The organism is Nocardioides sp. NPDC006303, from assembly GCF_040613175.1.
Classification (GTDB): Bacteria; Actinomycetota; Actinomycetes; order Propionibacteriales; family Nocardioidaceae; genus Nocardioides.
The window spans coordinates 1-16,805 of record NZ_JBEXRR010000069.1 but is presented as its reverse complement, the minus strand read 5'-3'; the positions used below and the strand labels follow the sequence as shown (position 1 = coordinate 16,805).

The window sequence follows — 16,805 nt, the reverse complement described above, 5'->3', positions numbered from 1 at the left end:
TACCTTGGTGAAGGAACGCGCCCGCTACACGTGCCCGGTAGCCGATGCTCTCCGCCGTGAGAGCGCGTCGACGCTGGCCGCGACCAGGAGGACCACTCATGGACTGGCAGTCGGAGGTCAACGACCCCGGCGAGTTCCTGGAGTCGCTGCGCTTCGAGATGAAGCGCACCGAGGTCTACGTCTTCACGCCCAAGGGCGACGTGATCGCGCTGCCCGCCGACGCCACCCCGGTCGACTTCGCGTACGCCGTCCACACCGAGGTCGGCAACAAGACCATCGGTGCCCGGGTCAACGGCCGTCTGGTGCCGTTGGAGTCGACCCTGGAGAGCGGCGACGTCGTCGAGGTCTTCACCTCCAAGTCGCCCAACGCCGGTCCGTCGCGGGACTGGACCTCCTTCGTCAAGTCCAACCGGGCGAAGGCGAAGATCCGGCAGTGGCACACCCGTGAGCGCCGCGACGAGGCCATCGAGAAGGGCCAGGACGCGATCGCCCGGCTGATGCGCAAGGAGGGTCTGCCCCTCAAGCGGCTGATGTCGCGCGAGTCCCTCATGCTCGCGGCCGACCACTTCGACCTCGCCGACGTCGACGCGCTCTACGCCGCGGTCGGCGAGAGCCACCTCTCCGCCCAGGCGGTCGTACGCCGCGTCATCGAGGATCATGGCGGCGACGACGGTGCCGCCGAGGACCTCGCCGAGGCCATCAACGTCGGCCGCAGGCGCCACGGCAAGGTCTCCACCGCCAACTCCGACGCCGGCGTCATCGTCAAGGGCTCCCCGGACGTCTGGGTCAAGCTCGCCAAGTGCTGCACGCCGGTGCCTGGCGACGACATCCTCGGCTTCGTCACCAAGGGTGGGGGAGTCTCCGTCCACCGCACCGACTGCACCAATGCCGCCGAGCTCCGCTCCCACCCCGAGCGGCTGCTCGAGGTCGAGTGGGGCTCAACGTCCAACTCCGTCTTCCTGGTGAACATCCAGGTCGAGGCGCTCGACCGGGCCCGGCTCCTGTCCGACATCACGATGGCGCTCTCCGACGCCCACGTGAACATCCTCTCGGCCCAGCTGACCACCACTCGCGACCGCGTCGCGAAGTCTCGTTTCTCCTTCGAGATGGCCGACTCCAAGCACCTGGACACCGTCTTGAAGCAGGTACGTACCGTTCCCGGCGTCTTCGACGCCTACCGCGTCACCCAATGAGAAAGTGAGCATCTCGTGGACCCGTTCACATGGTTTCTGATTGCTGCAGGCGTCGTGATCGTCGGCGCCGTCGTGTGGCTGGCGGTGAGAAAGTCGTCGGGAGGCGTCGACGAGGCTGCGGCGAACCGGAACAGGGGTCAGGCCCTGGGCAAGGCCGAATACTACGGAACAAAGCACCATGGCAGCTCCGACGGCGGCTCTGGCGGCCTCGGCTTCTGAGCCCTCCGCCGACTGGTGTCCCAATCATGGGACACCAGGCCTGTCCCGATCGTCATCAAAGAAACAGCTGCGTCGACTCGGGCGACTGAGAGAGGGAGCACGGCATGTTCACCTGGATCCTCATCATCGGCGGCGTACTTCTCCTCGCGGGCATCGTCTGGACCGTAATGGGCAAGGGAGGGAAGCCTGTCGACCACGATGATGTTCGTCAGGCGAAGATCCGCAACTCCGGGAAGGGCGACTACTACGGCGGCGCCGGCACGTGACCCCACGCCGAGTCGGCTCGTCATGACGAGCCGACTCGCCGGAGAATTCCGTCAGAACGAGCCGACTCGGCCGGATTCTGCGTCAGAACGCGCCGACTCGGCGCGCCTGAGTGGGACAGACGCGCCGAGTCGGGGTTGGGTCAGCTGAAGTCGGCGCTGGCGCGCTTGGCCATCTCGAGGAACTGACGACGCGACTCGAGGTTCTCCTCGAGGCTCTTGATCTTGCGGGCGTCACCCGAGGCCTGGGCCTTGGCGAGGTCGCTCTCGACCTGGGCGATGGCCTCCTCGAGCTTGGCGATCATGTCGTCGGCTCGAGCGGACTTCTCCGGGTCGGACTTGCGCCACTGGTCGTCCTCGGCGGACTTGATGGCCTGCTCGACCTTGCGCATCGCGCCCTCGAGCTCCTTGATGCGGTCGCGCGGGACCTTGCCGGCCTCGTCCCAACGGTCGGCGATGTCGCGGAAGGACCGCTTGACCGCGTCGAGGTCGTCGCCCTTCTCCAGCAGCGGGAGAAGCTCCTGCGCCTCGGCGAGCAGACCCTCCTTGACCACGGCGTTCTGCGCGAACTCGGCGTCGAGCGCTGCGTTGGCCGAGTCGCGGGCACCGAAGAAGACGTCCTGGGCGGCCCGGAACTGCTTCCAGAGCTTGTCGTCGACGTCCTTCGGGGCCGGCCCGGCGGCCTTCCAGTCGCGCATCAGGTCGCGGTAGCGCCCGGCGGTGGGGCCCCAGTCGGTGGACGTGGAGAGCTGCTCGGCCTCGACGATGATCCGCTCCTTGATCACCTTGGCGTCCTCGCGCCGGGCGTTGAGCTCGGCGAAGTGGGCCTTGCGGCGACGCGTGTAGGCGGTGCGCGCCGTCGAGAAGCGTCGCCACAGCGCGTCGTCGGACCCACGGTCGATGCGGGGGAGCGCCTTCCACTGATCGAGCAGCTCACGCAGCCGGTTGGCACCGTTGCGCCAGTCGTTGCTCTGGGCCAGCTTCTCGGCCTCGTCGACGAGAGCCTCCTTGGCGACCTTGGCCTCGGCCGCCTTCGCGGCCCGCTCGGCCTTACGGGCCTCGCGCTGGCTGGCGATGACCGGAGCGAGTGCCTCCAGCCGTGCCACCAGCGAGGCCAGATCACCGACGGCGTTGGCGTCGGTCACCTTCTCCACGACGGTCTTGACCGCCGCGGTCGCCTCGTCTGGCGACGTCTTGCCCGCATGCACGCGCCGCTCGAGCTGCTCGACCTCGAAGGCGAGCTGGTCGAAGCGGTTGGTGAAGAAGGCGAGTGCCTCCTCTGGCGTGCCTTCCGGGTATTGCCCCACGGAACGCTCGCCCTCAGCGGTCTTCACGTAGACCGTTCCGTCTTCCTCGACCCGACCCCACTGCTCGCTGGTCACAATGTCCCTACTCTTCGCATGAGGCGCTAACCTCTTATGAAATCTCCCCCGCCGGACACCGTGCTCGTCACAGTCCCGGTCGGCTCAACTTGCAGGTCCCCGTGGTGTCCCGGCACACCTCGGGATGCCCATCGTAGTCAGACGCCACGATGCGGCGCTGCACTGTACCGCTGGATAGGGTGTTTCTCGTGTTGATCGCAGGCTTTCCCGCCGGTCCGTGGGGCACCAACTGCTACGTCGCCGCCACCGGTCCGGGCACCGAGTGTGTCGTGATCGACCCCGGGAAGGACGCCGCCAAGGGCATCGAGGAGATCGTCCGGGAGCAGCGCCTCAAGCCGGTCGCCGTGCTCCTCACCCACGGCCACGTCGACCACATGTGGTCCGTGACGCCGGTGAGCAAGACGTACGACTCGACGGCCTGGATCCACCCCAATGACCGTCACCTCTTGGCCGATCCGCTCCAGGGCATCTCGCCGGAGTCCGCGCAGATGCTGCTCGGCATGCCGCAGGGCACCTACGACTTCGTGGAGCCCGACGACGTCCGCGAGCTCACCGACGGCCAGGCCATCGACCTGGCCGGAATGAGCTTCCTGATCGACCATACGCCCGGGCATACCGAGGGGTCGGTCACCTTCCGGACTCCCTACCCCGACCACGCCGAGGTCAGTGACGTGATGTTCTCCGGCGACCTGCTCTTCGCGGGCAGCATCGGGCGTACGGATCTCCCCGGCGGTGACCACGCCACGATGCTGCAGTCCCTGACCACCAAGGTGCTGCCCCTCGCCGACGACATCGTGGTGCTCCCCGGACACGGCGAACAGACGTCCATCGGTCGCGAGCGCGCGACGAACCCATTCCTTCAGGACCTGATCACCACATCATGAACAAGCCAACACCGCTCTCCGGCTTCCCGGAGTTCCTGCCGAGCCAGCGCACCGTCGAGCGCGAGGTCATCGCGACCCTGAGCCGCACCTTCGAGCTGCACGGCTTCGGCAACATCGAGACCCGCGCCGTCGAGCCGATGGACCAGCTGCTGCGCAAGGGCGACACCTCCAAGGAGGTCTACGTCCTGCGCCGCCTCCAGGAGGAGGACAGCGCCAGGGACAAGGGGATGGGGCTCCACTTCGACCTCACCGTTCCCTTCGCCCGCTACGTGCTCGAGAACGCCGGCAAGCTGGAGTTCCCCTTCCGCCGCTACCAGATCCAGAAGGTCTGGCGAGGCGAGCGCCCGCAGGAGGGTCGCTTCCGCGAGTTCGCGCAGGCCGACATCGACATCGTCGGACGCGACACGCTCCCGTTCCACCACGACGTCGAGGTCGCCCGGGTCATGCTCGAGGCGCTCGGCAAGCTGACCTTCCTGCCCGGGTTCACGCTCCAGGTCAACAACCGCAAGCTGATCCAGGGCTTCTACGCCGGTCTCGGCGCCCCCGACGTCGAGGAGACCATGCGGCTCATCGACAAGCTCGACAAGATGCCGGCCGACGAGGTCGGCAAGCTGCTGGTCTCCGAGGCGGGACTGACCGACGAGCAGGCCGCCAAGTGCCTCGAGCTCGCCACGATCACCGCCACCGACGACTCCTTCGTGGAGAAGGTCCGTGCCCTCGGTGTCGAGAGCGAGCTGCTCGAGGAGGGCCTGACCGAGCTGGCCACGCTGATCACCGCCACCGCGCCGCTCAACACCGATTCCGTACGCGTCGTGGCCGACCTGAGCATCGCCAGGGGCCTGGACTACTACACCGGCACCGTCTTCGAGACCCGTCTCGACGGCTACGAGAGCCTCGGCAGCATCTGCTCCGGCGGCCGCTACGACGCGCTCGCCAGCGACGGCAAGACCACCTACCCGGGCGTCGGGATCTCGCTCGGCGTGAGCCGCGTCCTGGTGCCCCTGGTGCAGAAGGGCGTGCTCGACGGCGACCGCAAGGTCCCGAGCACCGTCCTGGTCGCCGTCTCCGACGAGGAGAGCAGGGCCGAGGCCGATTCGGCGGCCCAGCAGCTGCGCGCTCACAATGTTGCCTGCGAGGTCTCGCCCAACGCCGCCAAGTTCGGCAAGCAGATCCGCTTCGCGGAGCGCCGCGGCATCCCGTACGTACTCTTCGCCACCCGCCAAGAGGATGGCACTGGCGGCTACGAGATCAAGGACATCCGCACCGGCGACCAGGTCCCGGCCGACCCGGCCACCTGGACGCCGCAGAACGAGAGCGACCTGAAGCCCCAGGTCGTCGCGAACAACGAGGAGAAGAAGTGATCCGCACCCACGACGCCGGCACCCTGCGTGCCGAGCACGTCGGCCAGACCGTGACCCTCGCCGGCTGGGTAGGCCGTCGACGCGATCACGGCGGGGTCGCGTTCCTCGATCTGCGTGAGGCCAGCGGCGTGGTCCAGGTCGTCGTCCGCGACGAGGAGATCGCCCACGCGCTCCGCAACGAATACTGCATCAAGGTCACTGGCGAGGTCGTCGCGCGCACGGACGAGAACCGCAACCCCAACCTCGCCACCGGCGAGATCGAGGTCGTCGCCAAGGACCTCGAGGTCCTCAGTGCGGCCGCGGCCCTCCCGTTCCCGATCGACGACCACGTCGAGGTCGGCGAGGACGTACGTTTCAAGCACCGTTACCTCGACCTGCGCCGCACCGCTCCCGGCAACGCCATCCGCCTGCGCTCGAAGGCCAACAAGGCCGCCCGCGACGTGCTAGCGGGTCACGACTTCGTCGAGATCGAGACCCCGACGCTGACCCGCAGCACCCCCGAGGGCGCTCGTGACTTCCTGGTCCCGGCTCGCCTGCAGCCGGGCTCGTGGTACGCCCTGCCGCAGTCCCCGCAGCTGTTCAAGCAGCTGCTCATGGTCGGCGGCATGGAGCGCTACTACCAGCTCGCCCGCGCCTACCGTGACGAGGACTTCCGCGCCGACCGGCAGCCGGAGTTCACCCAGCTCGACATCGAGATGAGCTTCGTCGAGCAGGACGACGTGATCGCCCTCGGCGAGGAGATCATCGCGGCGCTGTGGAAGCTGATCGGCTACGACGTGCCGCTCCCGCTGCCGCGGATGACGTACGCCGACGCGATGGCCAAGTACGGCTCCGACAAGCCCGACCTGCGCTTCGGCATCGAGATCACCGAGTGCACCGACTACTTCTCCGAGACGACGTTCCGCGTCTTCCAGGCGCCTTACGTCGGCGCCGTGGTGATGCCGGGCGGCGCGAGCCAGCCCCGGCGTCAGCTCGACGGCTGGCAGGACTGGGCCAAGCAGCGTGGCGCCAAGGGCCTGGCGTACGTCCTGGTCCAGGAGGACGGCTCGCTGACCGGTCCGGTCGCCAAGAACCTCTCCGAGACCGAGGCCGCCGGGCTGGCCGCTCACGTCGGCGCCAACCCCGGCGACTGCATCTTCTTCGCCGCTGGCGCACCCAAGTCGAGCCGCTCCCTGCTGGGTGCCGCCCGGCTGGAGATCGGCAACCGTCTCGACCTCCGCAAGGACGGCGAGTGGAGCTTCCTGTGGGTCGTCGACGCGCCGCTGCTCGAGCCGGCCTCCGAGGCCGTCGAGTCCGGTGACGTCGCGGTCGGTGCGGGGGAGTGGACCGCGGTCCACCACGCCTTCACCAGCCCGCAGGACGTCGAAGCCTTCGACAAGGACCCCGGCAACGCGCTCGCCTGGGCCTACGACATCGTCTGCAACGGCAACGAGATCGGCGGCGGATCGATCCGTATCCACCGCGAGGACGTCCAGAAGCGGGTCTTCGACCTGATGGGGATCGGCGAAGAGGCGGCCGAGGAGAAGTTCGGCTTCCTGCTCGACGCGTTCAAGTTCGGCGCCCCGCCGCACGGCGGCATCGCCTTCGGCTGGGACCGCGTCGTCGCCCTCCTCGCCGGCACCGACTCGATCCGCGACGTGATCGCCTTCCCGAAGACGGGTGCCGGTTACGACCCGCTCACCGCCGCTCCGGCGCCGATCACCCCCGAGCAGCGCAAGGAGGCGGGCGTCGACGCACGGCCCGCTCCGGCGACGGCCGCCGAGGGCGAATCAGCGAACTGAGCGCCCTTCGCGCAAAACCAACAGAGTCTCCGGGACCGATCCGTCGGTCCCGGAGACTCTTGGTGTTCAGCGGTGAATGGCAAGAATCCCTCCCGATCTGCCGTATCACTGGTTGAAATCGGATCGTTACCGGTACGGGGCGCATCCGGGCAAAGTCATCACATAGAGTTCCATCCGTCGACCTCGTGGGTCGGACGCTGCCGTGCGACGGCGGCACCCACAAATACGACTAGACAGAGGAACCATGAGCGAATCGGCCACCGTGTTCGAAGGTGAAGAACTCTCGGGTGGATCGACACCTTCTGCTTCGCCTGAGGAGGCGAAGAAGATCGCCGGCAAGTCGCCGATGAAGCTGGCATGGATGCGGCTTCGCAAGGACAAGCTGACGATGGTGTCGCTGACGGTTGTCGTCCTGGTGGTCCTGGCTGCCGTGCTGGCCCCCCTTCTCGTCAAGATGGGCGTGCTGGACCCGTTCAGCTACAACCAGGAGCTGCTCGACGCCAACACCATCCCCGAGGGCAGGTTCAGCGGTGCGAGCGCCGCACACCCGCTCGGCGTGGAGCCCGGCACCGGCCGCGACGCGATGTCCCGGTTCTGGTACGGCATCACGTTCTCGTTGGCGATCGCGCTGACCGCGGCGATCCTTTCCGTGGTCATCGGCGCGATCGTCGGGATCGTCGCGGGCTTCAGCGGTGGCTGGGTGGACGCCGGCCTGAGCCGTTTCACCGACCTGACCCTGTCCTTCCCCTCGACGCTGATGCTCCTGGCGCTCTCGGCCCTCGGCCTCGAGCTCGTGCAACAGCTGACCGGGCTACCCAACGGGCCGCTCGCGCAGGGGATCTACTGCACGGTGGTGCTGGCCATCTTCGGCTGGACCAGTACGGCCCGCGTGGTCAGGGGACAGGTGCTCTCGATCAAGCAACGAGAGTTCGTGGAGGCCGCGATCGTCCTGGGTGCCTCCAAGCCGCGGATCTACTTCAAGGAGATCCTCCCGAACCTGTGGGCTCCGCTGCTGGTCCTGGTCACCTTGATGATGCCGGCCTACATCTCGGCTGAGGCCGCCCTGAGCTACCTCCAGGTCAGTGTCAAGCCGCCGACGCCCACGCTCGGAAACGTCCTCGCGGACTCTTTGAAGTACGCGCAGGTCGACCCGTTCTACTTCTTCATGCCCGCGATCCTGATCGCGATCATCGTGATCTCGTTCAACCTTCTCGGGGATGGGTTGCGAGACGCCCTTGACCCCAAGGGTGACAGGTGAGCCTCGGGGCTCCGAACACACACAGGTGACCCGCCCGGGACACCGTTACGGCGTCAGTTGTCAGAGGCTGACGGCGACCACACCAAGGAGAAACGAATGCTCAAGAAGCGAGCTAAGTACGTAGCGGTGAGTGCCGCCAGCGTGCTCGGTCTTTCGCTGGGCCTGGCTGCCTGTGGCGGCGGGGACGGCGGCGGTGACTCGAGCGCCAAGGGCCTGACCATCGTCACCGAGGACCCGTGGGACCACCTGGACCCGCAGCGGATCTACGTGGGCGAGACGATCTCCCACACCACGCGTCTGGTCTACCGCAAGCTGCTCTCGAACCCGGCGTCGACCGACCCCGAGGTCTCGCAGAAGCCGATCCCGGACCTGGCGACCGACGAGGGCACCTCGACCGAGGGCGCGAAGACCTGGTCGTTCACCATCAAGGACGGCGTGAAGTGGCAGGACGGCTCCGAGATCACGTGTGAGGACTTCGCCTACGGCGCCTCGCGCAACTTCGCCGCCGACGAGCTCACCGGTGGTCCGGGCTTCTACCTGACCGCGAAGCTCGCCCTCAAGGGTGAGTACCCGGGCCCGTACACCGCGACCCCGGAGCAGCAGGCCGACTTCGACCAGGCCGTGACTTGCGATGGCAAGACCATCACCTACAAGTTCAACTCGCCGTGGCCGGACTTCCCGCTGGCGATCTCGTCGCTGCACATGATGGACCCTTACAAGAAGTCTGAGGACAAGGGCGCCAAGAACGACGACGTCATCTTCTCCAACGGCCCGTACAAGGTCGACACCTGGAACGCCCAGAAGGGCGGCACCCTGGTGCGCAACGACGAGTACGACCCGGAGACCGACGACAAGTCGCTCCGCGAGGCGAAGCCGGACACCATCACCGTGCAGTTCGGTGAGAAGGCCGCGACGACCTACGAGAAGCTGTTCTCCGACAGCCCCGACTCGCAGACGACCATCGTCAGCGGTTCGCGCGTCCCGCCGGAGTTCTTCCCCCGCCTCACCGAGGCCGGTGTCAAGGACCGCTACGTCCAGGTCCAGTCGCCCTACGTCGACTACCTGGTGCCGAACCAGAACCAGATGAAGGACCCGAAGGTTCGTAAGGCCCTGGCCCTCGCGACCAACGTCGAGTCGTGGATCGCCGCCGGCGGTGGCGAGAAGGCCTACACCCCGGCCGACTCCATCGTGAACCCGGCCGTTCCGGGCTACGTGGCCAACCCGGCCTACAAGGACCGCAACCTCAAGGGTGACCCGGCCGCGGCCAAGAAGCTCCTCACCGAGGCCGGCGCCGAGATGCCGTACCCGATCACCTTCACCTACCCGCAGAGCGACACCGCTGACAAGCAGGCCTCTGCGCTGGTCGAAGGCTGGGAGGCCGCTGGCTTCAAGGTCACGCTCGACCCGCTGGGTGACGTCTACTACTCCAACATCCAGAAGCCGTCCAACAAGGCCGACGTGATGTGGGGCGGTTGGGGCGCCGACTGGGGCTCCGCGATGACTGTCACCGCGGCGCTGTTCGACAGCCGTCAGATCGAGAAGACCACCAACGGTCAGAACTACGGTAACTACAAGAACCCGGCCGTCGACAAGCTGTTCGACAACGCCGCCAACTCGGCAACCATCGAGGAGCAGAACAAGTTCCTCCAGGAGGCCGACGCGACCCTGGGCGAGGACGTCGCCTACATCCCGCTGGAGATCGCGACCTTCAACTGGGTCCACGGCTCCAAGGTGAAGGACTTCATCACCACCGATGCCTCCTCGTCCTACCCGGACCTGGCGACCATCGACGTCGAGGACTGATCCTTCAGCTCCGCAACACCGTTCGGACGGCCCTGAGCCGATCCGAACATGGAGGCGGGGCTCGCCAGAGCCCCGCCTCTCCCATGTACCTGGACACGATTCCCCCCGGACGACACCCCACGACGGTGGTCCGGCCGATCCCAATGAAGGTGAGACCCACCGATGGTCGCCTACATCATCCGGCGCGTGATCGTCGGCTTGCTCATGCTGGTGGCGATGAGCTTCATCGTCTTCGCACTGTTCCTGAAGAACCCGGTCGACCCGGCACAGTTCTCCTGCGGCAAGAACTGCCCGCCTGAGCGCATCGAGGAGACCCGTCAGGCCCTCGGCTACGACCAGCCGCTGCTGGTCCAGTGGGGCAACTTCGCGAAGGGCGTCGTCGTCGGCCGCGAGTACCCCGCCGACGAGGCGATGCGCGAGGCGAACCCCGAGCTGGTGACGGAGTGCGCGGCGCCCTGCCTGGGCTACTCCCAGCAGCTGCAGATGACGGTCAACGATGAGATCGCGGAGGCAGCGCCGATCTCGATCTCGATCGCCCTGGTCGCGGTCACCATCTGGGTCGTCTTCGGAGTTCTGTTCGGAGTGCTCGCGGCGGTCTTCAAGGGAACCCTCGTGGACCGCGGGGTCGTCGGAGCCACACTCTCCCTCTATGCCTTCCCGACCTTCTTCGTGGGTGCCTTGCTGATCAACTTCGTAGCCATCAAATGGGGGATCTTCCCCGCGCCGGGATACGTACCGATAGCCGAGGGTGGTGTCGGGCAATGGCTGGTCCAGCTCATGCTCCCCGGGTTCACTCTCGCGGCGGTCTACATGGCGGGCTACGTTCGCATGACCCGGGCGTTCGTGCTCGAGTCGATGAGCGAGGACTACATCCGCACCGCGAAGTCGAAGGGCGTCAAGAGCAACAAGGTGCTCTTCAAGCACGCGCTGCGCGCGGCGCTGACCCCGCTGGTGACGATGTTCGGTCTCGACTTCGCTGCCGTCCTCGGCGGCGCGATCATCACCGAGGACGTCTTCAACTACTACGGTCTCGGAAAGCTCGCGGTCACCGCGAACGAGACCTACGACCTTCCCACCATCGTGGGCCTGGTGTTGCTCCTCGGGGCTCTGGTGATCCTCGCCAACATCGTCGTCGACGTCCTGTATGCCTTCATCGACCCGCGCGTGCGCGTCGCCTGAGGAGGATCTGATTCATGACTGACCTTTCCACGACGCCCGAGACGAGGCCCGCCAACGATGGCGCGTTCCTCTCGGTGCGGGACCTGAAGGTCCACTTCTCCACCTCCGACGGCATCGTCAAGGCGACCGACGGCCTCTCCTTCGAGCTCGAGCGCGGCAAGACGCTCGGCATCGTGGGCGAGTCCGGCTCGGGCAAGTCGGTCTCCAGCTCGGCGATCATGGGGCTGCACCGCGGCACCAACGCCATCCTCAGCGGCGAGATCATGCTCGACGGGGTCGACCTGCTCAAGGTGAGCAACGAGGACATGCGCAAGCGCCGCGGCCGCGACGTCGCGATGATCTTCCAGGACCCGCTCTCCGCGATGCACCCCTACTACTCGGTGGGCAACCAGATCATGGAGGCCTACCAGGTCCACAACAACGTGACCAAGAGGGAGGCGCGCAAGCGCGCCATCGAGATGCTCGACCGCGTCGGCATCCCGCAGCCCGACCGTCGTGTTGACGACTACCCGCACCAGTTCTCCGGCGGTATGCGCCAGCGCGCCATGATCGCGATGGGGCTGATCAACAACCCGAGCCTGCTCATCGCCGACGAGCCGACCACCGCTCTCGACGTGACCGTCCAAGCGCAGATCCTCGACCTGCTCCAGGACCTGCAGCGCGACTTCGACGCGGCCGTCATCATCATCACCCACGACCTCGGCGTCGTGGCGGAGATGGCCGATGACGTACTCGTGATGTACGCCGGCCGCGCGGTCGAGTACGGCCCCTGCAAGGAGATCCTCACCCACCCGCAGATGCCCTACACCTGGGGCCTGCTCTCCAGCGTGCCGGACCTGACCGCGTCGACCGAGGCCAAGCTGATCCCGATCCGGGGCAACCCGCCCTCGCTGCTGAACCCGCCGCCGGGATGCGCCTTCGAACCGCGCTGTGACCACGTGGCGAAGGTGGGCGGCGACCTGTGCCGGACGACCCTTCCCGACCTCACCCCGGCCAGCAGCGGTGGCAACCACACCAAGCGGTGCCACATCAAGAACGCCGACAAGGTCTACGAGGCAGAGATCCTGCCCGAGATCGCCCCTGACCTGGTGGAGGACTGATGAGCGACACCACGACTGCCACCGCGGCCTCGGTCGCGCCGGCGAGCACGGAGACCGTGCTCTCGGTCGAGAACCTGAAGATGCACTTCCCGGTCAAGGGCAGCGGCGTGATCCGGCGTACGGTCGGGCACGTCAAGGCCGTCGACGGGGTCTCCTTCGAGGTGGCCAAGGGCAGCGCCCTGGGCCTCGTCGGCGAGTCCGGCTGTGGCAAGTCCACCACCGGGCGGATGGTGACGCGGCTCTACCAGCCCACCGAAGGCAAGATCAACTTCGAGGGCACCGACATCGCCAACTACTCGGGTAGGAAGCTGCACCCGATGCGCCGGGAGATCCAGATGATCTTCCAGGACCCGTCGACCTCGCTGAACCCGCGGCACACGGTCGGTTCGATCATCGGCGCGCCGCTGCGGATCCACAACATGGTGCCCAAGGACAAGGTGCTCAGCCGGGTCCAGGAGCTGCTCGAGCTCGTCGGGCTCAACCCCGAGCACTACAACCGCTACCCGCACGAGTTCTCCGGCGGTCAGCGTCAGCGCATCGGCATCGCCCGGGCCATGACCCTGCAGCCGAAGCTGCTCGTCGCCGACGAGCCGGTCTCCGCGCTGGACGTGTCGATCCAGGCACAGGTGATCAACCTTCTGCAGGACCTGCAGAAGGAGTTCGACATCTCCTACCTGTTCATCGCGCACGACCTCGCCATCGTTCGTCACTTCTGCCCCGAGGTCGCGGTGATGTACCTCGGCAAGATCGTGGAGATCGGTGACCGTGAGTCGATCTACGAGCACGCTCACCACCCCTACACCCAGGCACTGCTCTCCGCTGTGCCCGACGTGAAGCAGGCCGCGATCGGCGGCCGTCGTGAGAGGATCCGGCTGGAGGGCGACGTACCTTCGCCGATCAACCCGCCTTCGGGTTGCCACTTCCGCACCCGCTGCGCCATCGCCAAGGACATCTGCTCCGTGGTCGAGCCGCCGCTGCTGCAGATCGGCAAGAAGCACAAGGTCGCCTGCCACTTCCCGGGTGAGATCCACCAGCACCCGGAGAAGCCGATCACCGCGCCGCTCCTGGGCGTTGACGAGTTCGGTGCGCCGGACCCGGGCGCCAGCCCGGCCGAGGTCCCGGGCGACGGTCCGGGCTACGCCGACACCTGGTACGACCTGGCGAACAACTCGCGGGGTCGTGCCTGAGGATCTCCCGCATCTCGTCGAGATTACGAAAGACGGTCCGCAGCCTTTGGCTGCGGGCCGTCTTTGTTACGTATGTGTCACACGTCACTGTCGGTATCGAACCGTTATCTGTAGTCCCGCCCGAAGGGTCGGAACTTGGCATAACTTGATGCAGCGCGCTGGCTCGGGGCCGCGCGAAGTGGTCTGGTCTTGGGCGTACCGAGCCTTGGCATCGAACGGAGATCCGAGCGTATGACTGTGTCCGAAGTGTTGATCCAGGGTCCTGATCCCGAGATCGATCCGGAACCGAGAACGGGCGATGTCGCCGGCCGTTCGCCGATGCGGATCGCCATGGACCGCCTCCTCTCGGACAAGGTCGCGATGATCTGTGCCGGGATCGTGCTGCTCTTCGTCCTGATCGCGATCTTCGCGCCGCTGCTGTGCATGCTGTTCGGCGTCGAGGTGCGTGCCGGCGACCCGGTCGCCGACACCGACTCGTTCAACTACCCCGTCATCGGCCCGCCCAACTACGGGTTCACCTGGGAGGCGCCGCTCGGCCTGGAGCCCAACTCCGGCAACGACCTGCTCGCGGAGTGGTTCTACGGCGCGCGTACGTCCCTGCTGGTCGCCACGATCGCCACGGTCGTCTCGACCATCGTCGGCGTGGTGCTCGGCCTGATCGCGGGCTACAGCCGCGGCTGGGGTGACCGGGTGATCACGTTCGTGATCGACCTCTTCCTCACGCTGCCGTTCCTGCTGGTCGCGATCGCGATCTCGCCGATGCTCGTGGAGCGCTGGCGGGAGAACCCGACGATGCTCGACAACGCCTCGCTGATCGCACTCATCGTGATCCTCTCGATCTTCGGGTGGATGGGCCTGGCCCGGCTGATCCGCGGCGAGGTGATCTCGCTGCGTGAGCGCGAGTTCATCGAGGCCGCGCACGTCCTCGGGATGCCGACCCATCGGATCCTGTTCAAGGAGCTGCTCCCCAACCTGGTCGCTCCGATCGTCGTCTCGTTCTCGCTGAGCCTGCCGGCCACGATCGCCGCGGAGGCGACGCTGGCGTACCTCGGCGTCGGTGTCACCGGACGCCCGTCCTGGGGACAGACGATCCTGCGCGCCCAGAGCTGGTTCGACGAATACCCCTTGTACCTCTACGCGCCGATCGTCGGGATCGTGGTCCTGGTCTTCGCGCTCAACCTGCTCGGAGACGCCATCCGCGACGCCTTCGACCCCAAGTCTTTCCGGTGAGCACGTCGTCGGAGAGAGGCATCAACCATGGAAGGTGGACACCAACGATGCAATTGAAGAGAACAGTGATCGCCGCCAGTGCGATCGCTGCGCTGACGCTCACCGCTGCTTGTGGTGGCGGGGGCGGCGGTGGCGAGGACCCGGCCGGCGAGTTCAAGGCCGGCGGCGGCGCCGGTGCCGGCAAGGATGCCACGGCCGAGGGGCCGCTGGAGATCCCGTCCGACGCCAAGAAGGGCGGCACGATCACCGTGCTGTCCAACAACGCCCCCCACACCCTCGACCCGACCCGGACCTACTACACCGACTCCGGTGCGATCATGTCCGGCCTGGTCACTCGCTCGCTGACGCAGTACGTCTATGACGAGGAGACCGGCGACTCCGTTCTCGTCCCCGACCTCGCCACCGATCTCGGTCAGGTCTCCGAGGACGGTCTGACCTGGACCTTCGAGCTGAAGGACGGGATCAAGTACGAGGACGGCACCGAGGTCACCGCCGAGGACGTCGTCTACGGCATCAAGCGCTCCTTCGCGACCGACACCCTGACCGACGGCCCGACGTACCAGACGACGTTCTTCAAGGACGGCGACAAGTACAAGGGTCCGTTCGCGGACACCGACGCCGAGCTGCAGAAGCTCGCCGACTACGAGGCCAGCGCAGGCTGGTACGGCGGTGAGGACTACGACGGCGTCGAGGCCGACGGCAACAAGGTGATCATCCACCTGGCTCAGCCGTTCCCCGAGCTCGACTACTACGCCTCGTTCCCGGTCTTCTCGCCGATCCCGAAGGCCAAGGACAAGGACCCGCTGGCCTACGAGAGCCACCCGATGGCCACCGGGCCCTACAAGTTCGAGTCCTACAAGCCGGGCAACGCGCTCACGCTGGTCAAGAACGACCAGTGGGACCCCGACACCGACCCCGGCCGGTTCCAGGCCGCCGACGCGTTCGACTTCAAGTTCGCCCAGGACACCGCCAAGCTCGAGAACCAGATCCTCGGCGACAAGGGCGCGGCGCAGACGATGATGACGTACGACGACGTCACGCCTCCGACCTACAAGTCGATCAAGGAGAACGCGCCGGACAACCTCGTCGAGGGCACCTCGCCGTGCACCTACATGTACCGTCCGGACCAGACCAAGATCAAGGACAAGAAGATCCGCGAGGCCATCAGCTGGGCCTACCCGTACCAGGCTGCCTGGAAGGCCTCCGGCGAGATCGTAGGCGTCACCATCCAGCCCGGCACCTCGCTCCTGCCCCCGGGCACCGCGGGTCGGGTCGAGTACCAGTACCCGAAGGGTCAGGACGGCCAGACCACCGACCCGGAGAAGGCCAAGGCGCTGCTGAAGGAGGCCGGGGCCGAGGGCTTCGAGCTGAAGTGGCACTACCAGCGTGACGACGAGCAGTCCGTGGCCAAGTCGGACCAGATGGTCAAGGGCTTCGAGGCGGCCGGCTTCAAGGCGACCCCGGTGGCCTCGACCGACGAGACCTACCGTGACGACGAGAGCAACCTCGACGCTCCGGTCAACCTCCGCTACGGCGGCTGGTGCTCCGACTGGCCCTCGGGCGGCTCGTGGTTCCCAGCGCAGTGGATCGGCTCGAACGCCAACAAGGCGGGCATGCCGAACCCGACCAACTTCAAGGAGGCCGACGCTGACGCGAAGCAGGCCGAGATCCTGAAGATGGACGCCGACGAGGTCCCCGCAGCCTGGGGCGAGTTCGACAAGTGGATGCAGGAGACCTACATGGTCGAGATCAACGCCGGCTACGACGCGAACGCCTTCATCAAGGGCTCGCAGGTCGGCGGGGTCGTCAACGACCCGGTCAAGGGCATGCCGAGCTTCTCCATCATGTACCTCAAGTGAGGTGATCCGGCCGGCGTGGGCGCACCCCACCCGCCGACGACGTTGATGGGACCGTGACCGTATGACCGATGCCTTGACCCAGCTCCGCTCGATGCAGGCCGCCGAC

The 16,805-nt window shown here is 66.8% G+C and carries 13 protein-coding genes and 1 pseudogene; 13 read left to right on the top strand and 1 reads right to left on the bottom strand.

Annotated features, from left to right (window positions below; translation table 11 throughout):
• Positions 1–95: 95 nt before the first annotated feature.
• The 3 genes and pseudogenes from ABZY89_RS28835 to ABZY89_RS28825 form a co-directional block, all read left to right on the top strand.
• A pseudogene (locus ABZY89_RS28835) lies at positions 96–1,193 on the top strand (TGS domain-containing protein); the annotation flags it as partial.
• A 15-nt stretch (positions 1,194–1,208) separates the two neighbouring features.
• Positions 1,209–1,412 carry a hypothetical protein gene (locus ABZY89_RS28830; protein ID WP_355232611.1) on the top strand — a complete coding sequence of 68 codons (204 nt, stop codon included), beginning with the start codon at positions 1,209–1,211 and terminating at the stop codon, positions 1,410–1,412.
• Positions 1,413–1,516: 104 nt separating this feature from the next.
• Complete coding sequence (locus tag ABZY89_RS28825; RefSeq protein WP_355232610.1) at positions 1,517–1,678, top strand: hypothetical protein; 162 nt, start codon at positions 1,517–1,519, stop codon at positions 1,676–1,678.
• 140 nt (positions 1,679–1,818) lie between these two features.
• Here the strand turns inward: ABZY89_RS28825 and ABZY89_RS28820 are convergent, their stop codons facing one another.
• The gene (locus ABZY89_RS28820) at positions 1,819–3,057 is read right to left on the bottom strand and encodes a DUF349 domain-containing protein (protein ID WP_355232609.1); all 1,239 of its coding nucleotides are present in this window, start codon (positions 3,055–3,057) and stop codon (positions 1,819–1,821) included.
• A 188-nt stretch (positions 3,058–3,245) separates the two neighbouring features.
• Between ABZY89_RS28820 and ABZY89_RS28815 the strand changes: the two genes are divergently transcribed.
• From ABZY89_RS28815 to ABZY89_RS28770, 10 genes are all read left to right on the top strand, one after another.
• Positions 3,246–3,941 (top strand): MBL fold metallo-hydrolase, encoded by a 696-nt coding sequence (locus ABZY89_RS28815; RefSeq protein ID WP_355232608.1) that lies wholly within the window; start codon positions 3,246–3,248, stop codon positions 3,939–3,941.
• Positions 3,938–5,302: a histidine--tRNA ligase gene (gene hisS / locus ABZY89_RS28810; RefSeq protein ID WP_355232607.1), complete on the top strand. Its 1,365-nt coding sequence runs from the start codon at positions 3,938–3,940 to the stop codon at positions 5,300–5,302. Before ABZY89_RS28815 ends, hisS begins: the two co-directional genes overlap by 4 nt.
• Positions 5,299–7,083, top strand: a complete 1,785-nt coding sequence (aspS, locus tag ABZY89_RS28805) for an aspartate--tRNA ligase (RefSeq protein ID WP_355232606.1) — start codon at positions 5,299–5,301, stop codon at positions 7,081–7,083. The genes hisS and aspS overlap by 4 nt, the downstream gene beginning before the upstream one ends.
• Before the next feature lie 244 nt (positions 7,084–7,327).
• Entirely contained in the window at positions 7,328–8,341 is a 1,014-nt protein-coding gene (locus ABZY89_RS28800) for an ABC transporter permease (RefSeq protein WP_355232605.1), read from the top strand.
• A 96-nt stretch (positions 8,342–8,437) separates the two neighbouring features.
• The gene (locus ABZY89_RS28795; protein ID WP_355232604.1) at positions 8,438–10,144 is read left to right on the top strand and encodes an ABC transporter substrate-binding protein; all 1,707 of its coding nucleotides are present in this window, start codon (positions 8,438–8,440) and stop codon (positions 10,142–10,144) included.
• A gap of 162 nt (positions 10,145–10,306) precedes the next feature.
• Complete coding sequence (locus ABZY89_RS28790; protein ID WP_355232603.1) at positions 10,307–11,323, top strand: ABC transporter permease; 1,017 nt, start codon at positions 10,307–10,309, stop codon at positions 11,321–11,323.
• Between the two features lie 14 nt (positions 11,324–11,337).
• Positions 11,338–12,423 carry an ABC transporter ATP-binding protein gene (locus tag ABZY89_RS28785; protein ID WP_355232602.1) on the top strand — a complete coding sequence of 362 codons (1,086 nt, stop codon included), beginning with the start codon at positions 11,338–11,340 and terminating at the stop codon, positions 12,421–12,423.
• A complete protein-coding gene (locus tag ABZY89_RS28780) occupies positions 12,423–13,610 on the top strand; it encodes a dipeptide ABC transporter ATP-binding protein (protein WP_355232601.1) in 1,188 nt (395 codons plus the stop codon). Before ABZY89_RS28785 ends, ABZY89_RS28780 begins: the two co-directional genes overlap by 1 nt.
• Before the next feature lie 231 nt (positions 13,611–13,841).
• On the top strand, positions 13,842–14,840 hold the full coding sequence (locus ABZY89_RS28775; RefSeq protein WP_355232600.1) for an ABC transporter permease: 999 nt from the start codon (positions 13,842–13,844) through the stop codon (positions 14,838–14,840).
• Between the two features lie 47 nt (positions 14,841–14,887).
• Positions 14,888–16,699 (top strand): ABC transporter substrate-binding protein, encoded by a 1,812-nt coding sequence (locus tag ABZY89_RS28770; protein ID WP_355232599.1) that lies wholly within the window; start codon positions 14,888–14,890, stop codon positions 16,697–16,699.
• The last annotated feature ends 106 nt before the right edge of the window (positions 16,700–16,805 follow it).